14 protein-coding genes are annotated in these 15,399 nt (G+C 40.0%); 10 read left to right on the forward strand and 4 right to left on the reverse strand.

Going from position 1 to position 15,399, the window contains the following annotated elements; translation table 11 throughout:
* Nucleotides 1–254: 254 nt before the first annotated feature.
* Nucleotides 255–575 carry a hypothetical protein gene (locus NOS7107_RS01310; RefSeq protein WP_172641452.1) on the forward strand — a complete coding sequence of 107 codons (321 nt, stop codon included), beginning with the start codon at nt 255–257 and terminating at the stop codon, nt 573–575.
* A 60-nt stretch (nt 576–635) separates the two neighbouring features.
* Here NOS7107_RS01310 and NOS7107_RS01315 read toward each other — a convergent pair whose 3' ends face one another.
* Nucleotides 636–959, reverse strand: coding sequence for a DUF2103 domain-containing protein (locus tag NOS7107_RS01315; RefSeq protein WP_015111184.1), 324 nt, complete (start codon nt 957–959; stop codon nt 636–638).
* Nucleotides 960–964: 5 nt separating this feature from the next.
* Nucleotides 965–1,291 carry an ATP-dependent Clp protease adapter ClpS gene (gene clpS / locus NOS7107_RS01320; RefSeq protein ID WP_015111185.1) on the reverse strand — a complete coding sequence of 109 codons (327 nt, stop codon included), beginning with the start codon at nt 1,289–1,291 and terminating at the stop codon, nt 965–967.
* A 410-nt stretch (nt 1,292–1,701) separates the two neighbouring features.
* On the opposite strand from clpS, the gene NOS7107_RS01325 reads away from it, so the two are divergent.
* From NOS7107_RS01325 to NOS7107_RS01345, 5 genes are all read left to right on the forward strand, one after another.
* Complete coding sequence (locus NOS7107_RS01325) at nt 1,702–3,210, forward strand: UbiD family decarboxylase (protein WP_015111186.1); 1,509 nt, start codon at nt 1,702–1,704, stop codon at nt 3,208–3,210.
* Between the two features lie 222 nt (nt 3,211–3,432).
* Nucleotides 3,433–3,975, forward strand: a complete 543-nt coding sequence (gene bamE / locus NOS7107_RS01330; RefSeq protein WP_015111187.1) for an outer membrane protein assembly factor BamE — start codon at nt 3,433–3,435, stop codon at nt 3,973–3,975.
* 75 nt (nt 3,976–4,050) lie between these two features.
* Nucleotides 4,051–4,590, forward strand: a complete 540-nt coding sequence (locus NOS7107_RS01335) for an SH3 domain-containing protein (RefSeq protein WP_044499539.1) — start codon at nt 4,051–4,053, stop codon at nt 4,588–4,590.
* Nucleotides 4,591–4,714: 124 nt separating this feature from the next.
* Nucleotides 4,715–5,530, forward strand: a complete 816-nt coding sequence (locus NOS7107_RS01340) for a DUF4058 family protein (protein ID WP_015111189.1) — start codon at nt 4,715–4,717, stop codon at nt 5,528–5,530.
* Between the two features lie 34 nt (nt 5,531–5,564).
* On the forward strand, nt 5,565–6,455 hold the full coding sequence (locus NOS7107_RS01345) for a M23 family metallopeptidase (RefSeq protein WP_015111190.1): 891 nt from the start codon (nt 5,565–5,567) through the stop codon (nt 6,453–6,455).
* A gap of 34 nt (nt 6,456–6,489) precedes the next feature.
* Here NOS7107_RS01345 and NOS7107_RS01350 read toward each other — a convergent pair whose 3' ends face one another.
* Nucleotides 6,490–7,500, reverse strand: a complete 1,011-nt coding sequence (locus NOS7107_RS01350; protein ID WP_015111191.1) for a hypothetical protein — start codon at nt 7,498–7,500, stop codon at nt 6,490–6,492.
* 81 nt (nt 7,501–7,581) lie between these two features.
* Nucleotides 7,582–7,776, reverse strand: a complete 195-nt coding sequence (locus tag NOS7107_RS27495; RefSeq protein WP_216594405.1) for an ATP-binding protein — start codon at nt 7,774–7,776, stop codon at nt 7,582–7,584.
* A gap of 191 nt (nt 7,777–7,967) precedes the next feature.
* Here NOS7107_RS27495 and NOS7107_RS01355 point away from each other — a divergent pair, with 191 nt between their 5' ends.
* From NOS7107_RS01355 to NOS7107_RS01370, 4 genes are all read left to right on the forward strand, one after another.
* Complete coding sequence (locus NOS7107_RS01355) at nt 7,968–9,272, forward strand: dihydrolipoamide acetyltransferase family protein (RefSeq protein WP_015111192.1); 1,305 nt, start codon at nt 7,968–7,970, stop codon at nt 9,270–9,272.
* 204 nt (nt 9,273–9,476) lie between these two features.
* Nucleotides 9,477–10,571, forward strand: coding sequence for a patatin-like phospholipase family protein (locus NOS7107_RS01360; protein WP_015111193.1), 1,095 nt, complete (start codon nt 9,477–9,479; stop codon nt 10,569–10,571).
* Nucleotides 10,572–10,875: 304 nt separating this feature from the next.
* Nucleotides 10,876–12,024 carry a hypothetical protein gene (locus NOS7107_RS01365; RefSeq protein WP_015111194.1) on the forward strand — a complete coding sequence of 383 codons (1,149 nt, stop codon included), beginning with the start codon at nt 10,876–10,878 and terminating at the stop codon, nt 12,022–12,024.
* Between the two features lie 299 nt (nt 12,025–12,323).
* Entirely contained in the window at nt 12,324–15,239 is a 2,916-nt protein-coding gene (locus NOS7107_RS01370) for a helicase-related protein (protein ID WP_015111195.1), read from the forward strand.
* The last annotated feature ends 160 nt before the right edge of the window (nt 15,240–15,399 follow it).

Consider the following 15,399-nt stretch of genomic DNA (forward strand, 5'->3'; position numbering starts at 1 on the left):
GAAATGTATACAAATATCTAGCAATCTGTTGCTTAATAGCAAACAAACTTGTTTGCTGTTTATCTCCTTTACGAATATTTTATCAATTCACTAAAATTGCTATTTGTATATTTAGTTTAGTTAACTAAGATGAAAATAGTTGCAGTTTGTAACATTAATCCCAGGGCTTATTGCAGTTTGTAAATATTTTGTATAACTGAAAGGAATATTCCTTTAGACTGAATCTCAACTGGAAAGTATTGGGATCGAGGCAAATGCAGTCGATGAATTTTTTGTGTCATGAATTTGTAGTCGCTGTCTCATTTGGTGCTTGTATTCTTGGTTTAGTAATGCTTTGGGATGGTAAGCATCCAAAAGATGACATAGAAGAAACAGAGAAGATTTTATTGAGAATGAGTTTTTCTTACTGGCTGGTATACTGTGTTGCTTTTGCGTTAGAAAAGGTAATTTTACCTGATTGGGAATCTGTAATTGTTTCTTTGAAAATCACAACAGTACTGTCATATTTTTTAACTTTTTCTTGTATTCTGAGTTTACCGCTACATAAATTTGCAGTACATAGAGTTGAAGAATAGTCAAATGAAGTGTGAAATGGGGTCAACCATCAAAGGACGGGCTAGTAACTATTAAGCTGATTAATGTTTCATAGCGATCGCAATAGCTGTTTGTAGTTCATCCTGGACTAAACTAGTTAGGATGAACACCTCTTGCACTGTTTTACCTTGTCTAGCAATGACTTTGTAACCGCCACGAATTGGTACAGATATACGCAACTGCATTTTCGGGCTATGACCTCTCACCCGGCCAATTACGCCTGGGGTAACAGTATAAATACCATCTTGCCGACAGAGAAGTTCTAAAATAGGGATAAGACCGGGAAGATGGGTAGAGTGATTCCAGACTAGTCTGCCATCTTTGCGGTTATTTGGTTTTTGGGAATCTGGCTGAGATTTATCCATGATAATTAAGCTGCTTCTAGGGGAGCCATTGTTAAACCGGCTCGCCGCAGCTGTTGGTGATACAATTCTGCTGGTTCTTGGGGGCCTACCCACACGATCGCTTGCCCTTCATAATGTACTTGATTAGTTAAATCCCAAGCGCGATCGCTAGTCATATTTGGGATATACTTCATCAAACACTCAGCAACGTGTTGAAAAGTATTGAAGTCATCGTTTAAAACGATCACCTTGTAATTGGGATACGGTTTACTAACAGTTTGACTAGACCGTTCAGGAGCAACAGTTGGTGCGGTACCCATCCCGTACACAGCTGCTGAAAGTCTTGTAAGCATAAGACAGTTAATTACTAAGATTTTGCAAAACTACATTATCAATAAATAGTTTAGTCTATAGAAAGTCTGAAGTATGAAGTCTGAAGTGTGAAACGTTGTTCTTTAGACTTTTGATCATCAAAAATAGGTAAGCCTAGCAGGTAGCACATCACAAAACCACCTGCTAGGAGATAAAAATCTATATCTCGCCATGTTTGAAGGGTAGAGCTTATTTGTAATCAATAATGCCTATCCTTAGTTAGAATAACCAAATTGCTTGTACAACAGGGTTAAGAAAAGTCAATCAATTAGTTAACCCTTGGGGAAAGATCAGGGGTTGCTGCTGTCTACGCTCCATCTTCTGTCCCTTAATAGCTCATAATATTAAATAAACGCTTCATACTTCTTAACTATTTAGTTTTATTAGAACAATGGCGAGAGATTTGCGGGGATTCATCAAAATTTTAGAAGAAAGAGGGCAATTACGGCGGATTTCTGCCTTAGTTGACCCAGAGCTAGAAATTGCGGAAATTTCTAACCGAATGCTGCAAAAAGGCGGGCCGGGGTTGTTGTTTGAAAATGTCAAAGGTGCATCTTTCCCGGTGGCAGTAAATTTGCTGGGAACTGTCGAAAGAATATGCTGGTCAATGAATATGCAGCATCCGCAGGAGTTAGAAACTCTGGGGAAAAAGCTGAGTATGCTACAGCAACCGAAACCGCCGAAAAAGATTTCCCAGGCGATAGATTTTGGTAAAGTGCTGTTTGATGTCATCAAAGCCAAACCTGGAAGAGACTTTTTTCCCGCTTGTCAGCAAGTGGTAATTCAAGGCGATGATTTGGATTTAAATACTTTACCCTTGATTCGCCCTTATCCTGGTGATGCTGGCAAGATTATCACCTTGGGGTTGGTAATTACCAAAGATTGTGAGACAGGTACACCGAATGTTGGTGTCTATCGCTTGCAACTGCAATCTAAAAATACCATGACTGTTCACTGGTTATCAGTGCGGGGTGGGGCAAGACACTTGCGAAAAGCGGCAGAACGTGGGAAAAAATTAGAGATAGCGATCGCCCTTGGTGTTGATCCACTAATTATCATGGCAGCTGCTACACCCATTCCAGTAGATTTATCAGAATGGTTATTTGCTGGGTTATATGGCGGTTCTGGTGTGCAGTTGGCAAAGTGTAAAACAGTAGATTTAGAAGTTCCCGCTGATTCCGAATTTGTTTTAGAAGGGACAATTACCCCAGGGGAAGTTTTACCAGACGGGCCTTTTGGCGACCACATGGGTTATTACGGCGGTGTGGAAGACTCGCCCTTAATTCGCTTCCAGTGTATGACGCACCGCAAAGACCCGATATATTTAACCACATTTAGCGGTCGTCCACCCAAAGAAGAAGCAATGATGGCGATCGCACTCAATCGGATATATACCCCAATTTTACGACAACAAGTCTCAGAAATTGTCGATTTCTTCTTACCAATGGAAGCGTTGAGTTACAAAGCCGCCATTATCTCCATTGATAAAGCCTATCCCGGACAAGCACGCCGCGCCGCCTTAGCCTTTTGGAGTGCGTTACCGCAATTTACCTACACCAAATTTGTGATTGTCGTCGATAAAGATATCAATATCCGCGACCCCCGACAAGTAGTTTGGGCAATCAGTTCTAAAGTTGACCCCACCCGTGATGTGTTTATTCTGCCGAATACACCCTTTGATACTTTAGATTTTGCCAGTGAAAAAATTGGTTTAGGTGGAAGGATGGGAATTGATGCAACTACCAAAATTCCCCCAGAAACCGAACATGAATGGGGCGCACCACTAGAATCAGATCCTGATGTTGCTGCAATGGTAGAAAGAAAATGGGCAGAATATGGTTTAGGAGACTTACAGTTAGGAGAAGTTGACCCTAACTTATTTGGTTATGACATGAAATAAGATCAGGACTTACGTAAAAATATGATCTGTTGAGACTGGGTATAGGGTGTAAAGATTCTGGATAATACACCCTTACCTAAACCCTTAATTTTTCGTTGTTATAAGTAAGTCCCCAATTAATTACACAAGTTTTTTCCTGTTACCTCTAATCTGTCTCCTATTCTTCACTAATAAATTTAATTGTGTCCGACTATTTATAAAACCTAGTTAAAATACACCCAAATGAAAAAAATTATTTTAATGACAGCGTTAACTAGCTTGTTTTCGCTTTCTTTGACAGCCAACCAAGGCTTGATTTTGGCGCAGCCTCCACAAGTAACACAAACTCAAAACACAATCATACCCATTGCGAAAGTTGGACTGGGAAAAATTCGTCCGGGGATGTCTGAACAACAAGTACGCCGCATTCTAGGAAAACCCACCAGCACTAAAACCGAATTTAGCCAAGGAGTTGGCGATAATATTCGCACGCTGGAATATCCTCATATTTCTTTATCTTTAGTTCCTTATGTCAACAAACCGAAAAACTTCTTTGTTTACCACTTTCTTACCCGTAGTCCAAAACTTCTAACTCCCACAGGCGTGAAAATTGGTGATACGCAATCTCAGGTAATTAAGGCTTACGGAAAGCCATATATATCAAAAGACGGAAAAGTCACTTTTTTCGTATATGGGGTTGGTAGTCAAGATAATACAGCAGCATTCACATTCCGCATCGAGGCTGGCAAAGTCACGAAAATTGAGTACAGTGAACCGCTAATTTAACTTTGACTGGGAACTGTGAATAAGTAATTTAATTGCTATAAATAAGGCATATTTTTGAGCAAAAATAAAGCAAATATGAATAGAATAATTACTCATTGTCTGCCAAAACTAGTAATTACATTAGGACTTGCAAGCATAAGTGTATTTGTAAATACTGGGATATGTGAGCAAATTGTTTTCGCAAAATCAATTAATGTTAAAAAATGCGAAATTTCCGCTTATGTAACTGATCCAGATCCGCAAGGCTTGAATGTGCGGAATGGTGCAAGTTTGCGGCACAAAATTTTAGGACAAGTACCCATAAACGAAACAGTTCAGATTATTGCAACTACCAAAAATTGGGTGAAAATTACGAATGCCAGTGCTGGTTTTTCGGGAACCGGATGGGTATCTGTAGCAAAATTAGGCTTATCAAGTCGTGGTTACAGTACTAATGGTGTGCATCTTTACGCTAGTGCTAATCAGCAAAGCTTCAAAATAGCCAAGGTTCCGGCTAATGCGACAATGAAATTATTAGGCTGTCAAGGAGATTGGGCGCAAGTAGAATATCAAGGTAGCAAGGGTTGGTTAGTTAAAGAAGATCAGTGCGGTGCAGCCTTAACAACTTGTTCATAATATTGCCGGCAGTGAAGAAGGCAATTTAAACTAAGTTTTAGTGGGGAGAAGTTTATCTAGAACTATTTAGCTACCATAAGAATTAGTACTTATAGTCCAATATAATTACGTTTGAGGTAAATGAATGCCTTCTCCCTTTCCCGGAATGAACCCATATTTAGAACATCCTAACTTGTGGCCCGGATTACATCACTGGCTAATTATTGAAATTGCGAGACTACTCTCTCCTCAGTTACGTCCCAAATATCGGGTAGCCGTAGAAGTTAGGATGTATGAAACAAGTGGGGGAAATTCCCTGTTTGTTGGTATTCCTGATGTCACAATAAAACGCCTATCAAATGTGACAGATTCAACAAAAACAAATGTCGCAGTTGCAGAACCAGCCACAAAACCTATACAAGTTACAATTCCCAGACCGGAAATAATCAAAGAAGGTTATTTAGAAGTGCGAGAAGTTGGCACTGAAGATGTAGTTACTACCATAGAAATTTTATCCCCGACTAATAAACGCCGAGGTAAAGGACGGGAAACTTATGAAGAGAAACGTCAAGATGTACTAGGCAGTAAAACTCATTTGGTAGAGATTGACTTACTGCGAACGGGGCAAGCAATGACATTTTTTGATACTGATATTGAAAGCCATTATCGCATTTTAGTTTGTCGTGGCGATCGCCGTCCTTATGCTGATTTATATGCTTTTAATTTACAAGAAGTAATTCCGGCTTTTCCCTTACCTTTGCGTCAAGAAGATATGGAACCAATTATTGATTTACAAAAATTGTTAAATGAAGTATATGATATTTCCGCCTACGATTTAGTCATAGATTACAATCAAGCGCCATTTCCACCATTGTCAGAGGCAGATGCAGCTTGGGCAAATGAAATGTTACAGGATAAAGGATTACGCTCAACAGCCGACAGTCCAGAAATCCCCAACTAAAATTTAAAGTTAGGGATTCTCTTAACTTAGACTCATGACATTTTCTGCTCGTCTGCTTTTGCTTTGTAGCCTAGTCAATACATTGGGACTAGCATTCACACTGCCAAACTTAGAAATAGCTCAGGCGCAAGCCGCTAACTGTCCGACTCCGGCTTTAAATCGCTTCCAGCGCCATAAAGTTGCTCGTGGCGAAACTTTAGAGAGCATAGCACAAAGCTACAATCTCGCTCCCGAAACACTCATTGTTATGAACCCGAATGTGAATAATGGGCGTGTGAGCGTGGGTAGTGAACTGCAAATACCCCCCTACAACGGCGTTGTTGTAGAAGTGCCGAGTGGGCAAAATTGGCGACAAATAGCAGCAAAATATAAAGTTCGTCCTGATGCACTATTTGAAATTAATGGTTGTCAACAAAATCCTAAAATTGTCTTTGTACCGGGTTTGAATTGGTTGCCAAATCCTCCGCAAACGACATCTCTGATAACAGAAAATTCAAATACACAAAGCCGTGTGTCCATCAGTGGCTATCCTTTGGAGAAAGCTGCAACTGTAGTGTTAGGGTATGGTTGGCAAATTAATCCTCAGAATGGAGAGGTATTTTTTCACAGTGGTGTAGATTTGTTAGCCGCCGTGGGTAGTCCGGTAGAGGCGATCGCACCTGGTAATGTAGTATTTGCTCAAGAGCAAGGTAGTTATGGTCAATTGGTGATTGTTAACCACAGTGGCGGAATGCAAAGCCGCTACGCTCATCTTGGTACTATTAAGGTGAAGGTTGGTCAGCAAGTCAATACCGGCGATGTCTTAGGAACTGTGGGAACAACTGGCGAACCTTCTGCGAAAGAACCTCATCTTCATTTTGAAATGCGTTCTAGTTCATCTCAAGGATGGGTGGCGCAAGATCCTAAGAGTTATTTGAAGAAGTGATTAACGCAGAGGAGCGCAAAGAGGAGATGGAGAATTAGATGAAATCTGTTGTTTTAATAATGTGCATCCCAGCTTCCGCAAACCTCGAAAACGCTGCATCTGCTTGTTCGGTATAGTCAACAACCCCTGGAACGACAACTGGGGAAGTGGAATCTTCTAAGAGATAAACTTTTTTGGCAAGGGTAGCATCTACCTGTTTAATTTCTGTTAATAAATCATCAATTGTCCAGGCAACACAATGGCTTTTTGCTTGACCGCCAATAATCACAATATCAAATTCTAAAAGTTGTTTGATGAGTTTTGTATTTTTGTGGGCGAGGGGATTTTGATCGTACCCAATTAAAACTTCTGGACGTAATATGGAGTAATTTTCTGTTAAGGCATTCTCACCTTTCAGTTCAAATTGTGTTTGGCTTTGACGGGCAATACTATGAAAGAATATTGCTTCTTCTACAGCAGAAACTAAAGCATGGCCGATTCCCCCTAACATAGAATGGTAAGGCCAAACAATCAGCGGATATTTACCATTTTGACTTAGTTGATTGACGTAGTGGTAAGCTTGTTTTTTTAATAGTTCATAGTCGCCATTGGCGATGCTGGCAACTGCGGGGTTAATTTGCCAAATACCTTGGTCAATATCAGCCGGAGTAATATTAGTGGCGGCTGGTGTGGGGTGTTTTCCTTCAGCATTCACCCAAAAAATCGGGTGAAAAATTTGCATTGCTGTATGTGTATCTAGGGTAGGAATAATTGTGGTAATTTTGCCTAAGTTACGATAAATAAATTCACATAATCTTTGATTATCATCTACGGCGGCGGTGCCAGATTTTCCACCAACAAATAATTCAAACCCTGGAATACAAAAGGTATTTTGGACATCAATTAATAGGAGACAAATCCGGGTTTTATCTAAAGCTGATGGTGGAATATTGTGTTGCTTCGCCCAATTTTCGGCTGTGTCTGCACATTCTTGGTAGGGTACGCGCCAAACTTCGCCGACTTTATTGGGGTTGAAGTGTGGGGGAATAAGTAGTTCGCTATTCATAGTTTAGCTGCTGGTAGTTGCGATCGCATTTCTGCTGCCTTGGTAGCCGAATATTCTCAGAAAGTCAATGCTTTTGACAAATCAGTAATCAAAGAGAATTAAGATACTGCGTATTGGCAAGGTGAAATAAAACGTACTACCTTCACCGAGAATGCTATTTGCCCAAATACTACCACCATGCTGTTGAATAATACTTTGGCAAATTGCCAAGCCGAGACCTGTTCCGCCTTTAGCACGTGCATCAGAGACATCAACCTGTTCAAAGCGTTCAAATATTGTTAAAGAATAAGTCCTGAAGGAGCAACAATAGCCAGTAGTTAATTAATAATTTTCAGCTTCACCCAGATATTGTTTCCTGCTTAGTGACATAAAATAGAAAGTCGAAAACTCTCTAGCCAAGATACAATTCGATCTAGCAAAAGCTGTTAAAGTCCATAAATTATTTATCGATTCTGAAACCACCATATATGAGCATTCACGAAGTATTCATGCCGGCGCTGAGTTCCACCATGACCGAAGGTAAAATCGTTTCCTGGGTAAAATCGCCAGGGGATAAAGTGGAAAAAGGCGAGACAGTGGTGGTTGTCGAGTCAGATAAGGCAGACATGGATGTAGAAACCTTCTATGAAGGATATCTGGCACACATCATTGTACAAGCCGGTGAGAGCGCGGCTGTTGGTAGTGCGATTGCCTACGTAGCTGAAACCGAAGCAGAAATTGAAGCAGCAAAATCTCTGGCTAATTCCGGTAGCACTGCGGCGACAGCATCTGCTCCCAAAAAAGTCCCAGCGACAGCAGCTGTCGGCGCATCCACCGCCGCCGCTCACAACGGTAACGGCTCGAACCACAAAGAAGGTAGACTCGTCGCTTCCCCCCGCGCCCGCAAGTTAGCAAAAGAATTAAAAGTTGATTTAACTAGCCTCAAAGGTAGTGGCCCCTACGGTCGAATTGTGGCTGAAGATGTGGAAGCTATCGTTAATAAAAGTAAACCCGCGGTTCCTACCACCCCCGTATCGACTGTTGCGCCAGTAGTTCCAGCAGCAACACCCGCGGTAGCAGCAGCCTCAGCACCAATTCCCTCTGTCAGTAGTGTAGTTCCTGGTCAAATCGTACCTTTGACTACTCTGCAAAATGCTGTAGTCCGAGGGATGGTTGCTAGTTTAGCTGTACCTGTTTTCCGTGTAGGCTACACAATTACTACCGATGGCTTAGATAAGCTTTACAAACAAATTAAATCGAAAGGCGTGACAATGACTGCTCTACTGGCGAAAGCTGTTGCAGTCACATTACAAAAACATCCATTACTCAACGCCAGCTACTCAGATCAAGGAATTGTCTATCATTCTGATATCAACATATCTGTAGCTGTGGCAATGGATGACGGAGGATTAATTACACCAGTATTGCGGAATGCAGACATGGTAGATATTTATTCCCTCTCACGCAATTGGAAATCTTTAGTAGACCGCGCTCGCGCCAAGCAACTACAACCTGACGAATACAACACTGGTACTTTTACCCTGTCTAACTTAGGGATGTTTGGGGTCGATACTTTTGATGCAATTTTACCACCTGGTCAAGGTTCAATTCTGGCGATCGGTGCGGCTCGTCCCCAACTAGTGGCTACTTCTGATGGTTTATTTGGGGTAACCCAACAAATGCAGGTAAATATCACCTGTGACCACCGAATTATTTATGGCGCTCACGCCGCAGCCTTCCTACAAGACTTGAGCAAGTTGATTGAAACTAACGCTCAATCTTTAACCCTCTAACTTAAATTACTCAAATAATAAAAGTAAAATTTGAGACCTGGAATTTTCTTGCAAGAATCCAGGTCTCTGTTTTTATGTTTATTTTCAAGTAAAAATACTGAACTTGGCACAATAATAACAACTATATTATTGAATCTATCTAAAGTACATTTGGCTCGTTTATTCCTCAAGCAACAGCCACCAAGATCAAGATTAGGAGATTACATGGCTTATCGCTACAAAATATTATCTATTGACGGCGGCGGTATTCGCGGTGTTATACCAGCAATTATTCTCGCTGAAATTGAAAAACGCACGGGTAAACCGATTTGTCAGCTATTTAATCTAATTGCTGGAACTTCCACAGGCGGGATTTTATCTGCTGCTTTAACTAAGCCACATCCTAGTAATCAAAATCTTCCACATTTTAAAGCAGAAGATTTAATTGATATCTATCGCAAAGAGGGAAAGCGGATTTTTGCAGAATCTACACTAGCAAAAAGCATCAAAATGGATGATATTTTAAAAGCAAAATATTCTTCAAAAGGCCGAGACGAAGTTTTAACAGAATATTTGCAAGATACTTTTATTAAGAAAGCATTAACCGACCTGTTTATCACAAGCTATGACATTGAATTGCGAATGCCTATTTTCTTTGTCAATAATGTAAAAGACCAAAAATTAGGCGAAAACTTTCGCAAAATTTGTGACGGTTACACTATGAAGCAAGCCGGAATGGCTACATCTGCTGCACCAACTTATTTCAAGCCTTACAAAATTGATACAGCTGACCCGACAAATGGGGGTTACTATGCCTTGGTAGATGGTGGTGTATTTGCTAATAATCCTACATCCTTGGCAATTATGGAAGTTTTAATTTCTTCCGCTAGACCTGATCCGCAACAGCCAGACAAAAAACCATTGACTATTAATGATATTCTAGTAGTTTCATTAGGTACAGGTTCTCTTAATCGTCGATACAATTACGATCAAGCTGTGGAATGGGGAATGATTCAATGGGTACAGCCAATGCTAAATATTACTTTGGATGGTAGTAGTGAATCGGTAGCTTGTCAGCTAGAGCAATTGTTACCACAAGCTGATGGTTATCCTAAACAATACTATCGTTTTCAAAGACAATTAACCAAAGCTAATGACAATATGGATGATGTCAGTCCAGAAAATATTAGACGATTGATCACATTAGCACAACAGATTATTGAGCAGAGAGATTCGGAATTAGATCAACTTTGCCAACAGCTAAAACAAGGACTTTATCAGCAAGAACAGCCAGAAAAATCAGTTCTTGTTGGGATATAAGTTTTCAGGATTTATAATCCCATCTTAATATCACATCATTCTGTAAAGACGCAATTAATTGCGTCTTTATTTTTTTCTGGTATTTTGTTATCAGTCATAAGTAATAAATTAGTTGGGTTGAGGGATTGAGGTTGAGAAATGTACTTCAGACAAACGGGAACTGGTATAGAATTTTAGGCGATCGCTACCACTCTAGTTCAAAAATCAAATATGATTCCTAGAGCAGTCATAAATTATTCTTGAATCACAATATACCCAACTTCTTGAATAATTTAGGTTTCTGGGTATCTTGATTTTCATATATATGAAAAAAATGATTCATCAACCAATATCACTTAAAAAAATTAATTTCCAAATTAATGGCTATCTTTTTGTCATTTTAATGTGGCTGGTGAGCAGACTTGTAATTATCATTGCTATGCAAGTTGTTGCTCCTTTAATGTACACATCAGCAGTACATCCAGATTGGCAACCTCCATATCCACTGGACTATACTCCTGGTTTTTTTCCTCAACCGAGTTGGGAACTGTTTTCTCATTGGGATGGTAAATGGTATCGCAGTATTGCTGTTGAAGGTTATGACTACGCTAATGATGGAAATCAACATTCGATAGCCTTTTATCCTTTATTTCCCTTAATTAGTCGTGGGCTAATGATGTTTGGCTTACCCTTTGAAGTTGCAGGGACAGTAGTTAACAACTTCTTTTTTTTGGGGGCGCTGCTACTGGTCTATTCTTGGGCAAAAGAACGTCATGGTATTAATGTTGCAAGATGGACAATAGCTGTAATGGCTTGGTGTCCTTTTTCTTTATACGGTACAGTTATCTATACTGAAGGTTTATTTCTATTTTTGACTACGGCAGCTTTGCGAGCATTTGATCATCGTCAATATGTCTGGGCTGCTGTTTGCGGTGCGCTGGCTAGTGCAACTCGCGCCACAGGAATTACATTATTACCTACTTTTATTTTTGTTGCTTGGCAAGAAAAAAGACCATTAACTGCATATATTACGGGACTCTGTGTCCCATTGGGGCTGATTTCATTTAGCTTATATTGCGCCATTAATTTCCAAGATCCTTTAGCATTTGTTCATGTACAAAAGGCATGGGCGCAACCAAGTTGGTGGTATATATTTAACGATGCTATTTCTGTAGGCAAAGATAGTTTAATTAAAGTTGTGATGGTATTTGGCGGCGGCTACATGTTGTGGTGCTTGCGAACTCATCTGAGTAAAACTGCTGTAGTCTATGGTTTTTGCTCATTGTTACTCATAATATTTTCTGGAGCGCTGATGTCTATTAGCCGTTATGCTTATGGCATTGTGTCGCTCTCACTAGCATTAGGCTGGTTATTTTCTGCTTACAATCGCTGGGGATATCTGATATTAACTTGGTTTGCTGTATTACTCTTTTCATATTCCTTTAACTTTACTATTTGGAATTGGGTGGCGTGATATCAATTATGGGTAGTGCGATAGAGTGTTTTGTAGAGTAATAATTCAGTTGAACATGAGAACTTCTTCTGCGACAAAATTTGATGGGATTGTTATCACAGGACTTACGCAACTGTTACAGCGCAATCGCTAATAGGACTTACGCAAAAAACCTTTCAAACTCTTATTTCTCCGTGACCTCTGCGTCTTTGTGGTTCGATTTTTCGTAGCCTGTGCGTAAGTCTTGTCTAAATTATAGTACCTATGTACCAATAAGATAGATAATAGAAAGGTATTGCTGAAATTAGTCACACTTTCTCATGCCTCGTAAGCCTAAGCCGAAGTTAGCATTAGTTTTACAGTATAATCCTGATGGTCAGCCTATTGCAGGTGTCGGCCCTGGTGTTGGATTAGAGTTTATCAAAGCCTATTTTCCCGAAGCTCAAAATATAATTCGTATTGCTAGTGCTTACTTTAGCCTAGTTGGATACAAGTTGGGTCGTAAGTATGTGGCATCAGACATACAATTTCAAATCTTAGTTGGTCGGGAGGAAGGAAAACATGTCCGAGCCACTGTCATTGATGAGATTATGGCAGATTTGGGGCAGTGTGATACAGATCTGTGGAAAACAGTTTTTGAATTAGTTGAACGCATGAAATCCGGACGCTTCATTATTCGAGATGCCCGCGAAATGCAAGTGCCTTTTCACTGTAAATTTTACATCTGTGATTCAAAGCTAATATGGCATGGTTCATCAAACTACAGTCGTAGGGGACTTTGCCAATCAGCTGAGCAAGTGAGCGTTAGCCACGATTCTGAGCGGATCTGTTTGTTTACAAATTGGTATGATGATGTTGCTCAAAATGCCCAAGATTTACTGGCTGAACTGATCAAAAAGTTAGAGGATTGGCTTAATCTCGCCACCCCATTCGAGGTATATCTCAAAACACTTTTTCTGCTAAATAACTTAGCTGAATATCCTTTGTGTTTAGGTGCTTATTCTCCTGTGTATTATCAGAAGGGTGTAATTGCACGCGCTCTTCGTCAAGCTAATGAGTATGGTGGCGCACTTATTATAGCTGCGACTGGATTAGGTAAGACTGTTATAGGTGCTGAAATTGCTTTGCGTTTGCAACCAATAGGCAGAACCAGTCTAGTTATTTTAATTGCTCCTAGCGGAGTACGCGAAAATTGGGAACAGCAGCTTGAAAATCGCAATGTTTACTTTAAGTTTTTTAACATTGATCTGCTGTTTCGCAAAGCTTCTGAGGAATCTCGCCATCTAACAACCCAGCTAGAGAAGTTGCTTCAACGAGCTAATGATAATACTGTAATTATTATTGATGAGGCTCACTTCTATCGAAATGAACTTCTACGGGAGAAATCCAATCGTGGTAAGAGTTTGGTTTATGAACGTATAGTACCAGCAGTCAAAGCAGGTGCAAAAATCTTTCTTCTCACGGCTACAGCATACGGCACAGATTACTTAAATCTTAATAGTTTACTATATCTTCTACCTCATCGGTTTTACAAACCTAATCTATTGGAAGAGCAAATTCCTTGGGAAATTATTGATGCCGAAGAGTTTTCCCGCTTACCAATTGTGACTATTTTGGGGTTACCTCATGTCTTACAAATGGCTCGAAACAGAGGTGATATTGATACAAACGGACGAACTTTTATTCAGTTTGGTGATGAACGACGTTATCTACCAAAAAGCCTCAAGCTACATTCGTTACGTTACCAGTTGTTCTTGCAGCCTGAACTACAAGCTGCTTTTGATCGCCGTTGTTTTGATCAAGCTTTTAAGTCTCCACATAAATGGTTTGATGATGACAAAATGGCTTTATGCGAGAGTGCGATCGATACAGTGTATAATTCTTCACTTACAAACTGGCTTAGTTCACCTGTAGCAATGGCATACAGTATTGAACAAAACCTTGCGACATTAAGCTATTGTGAGCAAACAGAAGACTCCTCTCAACTCACTCTAAATCTATGGGAACAGTCTGCTACTGATATTCATAATCAAGAACATCGTTCTTTTAACGTGCTTGATACACAAAATCGGTCTCATAAAACACCGATGTATCTAAGCTTAGAAGAGCGTAGGAATACTCTGATACCACTATTGGCACGGCTTACGCAGAGTAACTACACAGATGACAAGTTTCTGAAATTGCAGAACATTATTGAGGAGCATTGCCTAGATACAAGGGGTAAAGTAATCATATTTGTCAAGAGATATCTTACTGCCCAGTATTTACTAAGTATGTTGGAGAGAAGATTTAGTGAGGTACTTAGGATTGGTTGTACAGTTGAAACGGATGAAGGTAATCTGCGATTAAAAGCTGGATTACAGCGTTCTGAAGTACTAAAACAGTTTTCACCACGTTCTCATAATTACAATGCCAGCCGAGAGTATGACGTACTAATTTGTACTGATGCAGATGGTGTAGGTGTTAATTTACAAGATGCTGATACTGTGGTAAACTACGACCCACCCGAAGGAGCGGATGAGCTATTTCAAAGGGCAGGTAGAGTGTTGAGGATGACCGCAAATTCTGAACGAGTGCTTCAGTTCTATACACTTGTACCGTTAATCATAGATCAAACAGACAGCCTCTCCCGCGTACAAAACGATATCTGTAAGAGATTTACTCGCATTGCTCATCGCCACAATAAATCGAAACGCATTTTGAGATCTGGTGTCATATCAGAAGAAGAACACTCTGAAATCACGCTTGATAGCGATTTGGATGTGGAGCAACTTACACGAGATAGTCAATTTTTAAAAGATATTGGTGGACTTGGTGCTGAATCCATGCTGACTCATGTAGCAGTGCTTGAACAATACCGGAGTCGTGCAGAAGAACTGCCAGAATATTTACTGAGTGCAAGGAGCTATTCCAAACCTCAATCTCGTATCTTTGTACTGCTTAAGTATGAAAGCAAGTATTGTCCCATACTTTTCAACTTGTCAAGCAAAAAGCTTGAAAAGCAAGATGAACTTGTTATTCTTGACTTAATTGCTTGTATAAAATCAGAACCTTGTGCCGCAATTCAAGCTGCTGAGATTGAGAAGATAGCTAACCAAGCTGCCCGTGCTTGGTGTGATTTTGAGAATATTTCGATAGATCAGGTAAGCAAAATTTGTGGTCTTTATCTCGTACCTCTTGACAAGACAGCAGAAATAAATCGGTTGCTAAATGACACTTCTAACGATGAAGAATAAAATATGAAAATACAAGGTTAATATATACTTGATTTGGTTCAAGCCTAGTTAGTCATAAGTTAAGAAGGCTAACACTGACGTGAGTTCTGCGACGAATTAAAAAGTAGCTGGTGCTAATAAATATTAGCTGAGTTTGTCAATAACTAGCGATCGCTCCAGT

Origin of the sequence: Nostoc sp. PCC 7107, assembly GCF_000316625.1 — a bacterium.
In the GTDB taxonomy this organism is placed as follows: domain Bacteria; phylum Cyanobacteriota; class Cyanobacteriia; order Cyanobacteriales; family Nostocaceae; genus Nostoc_B.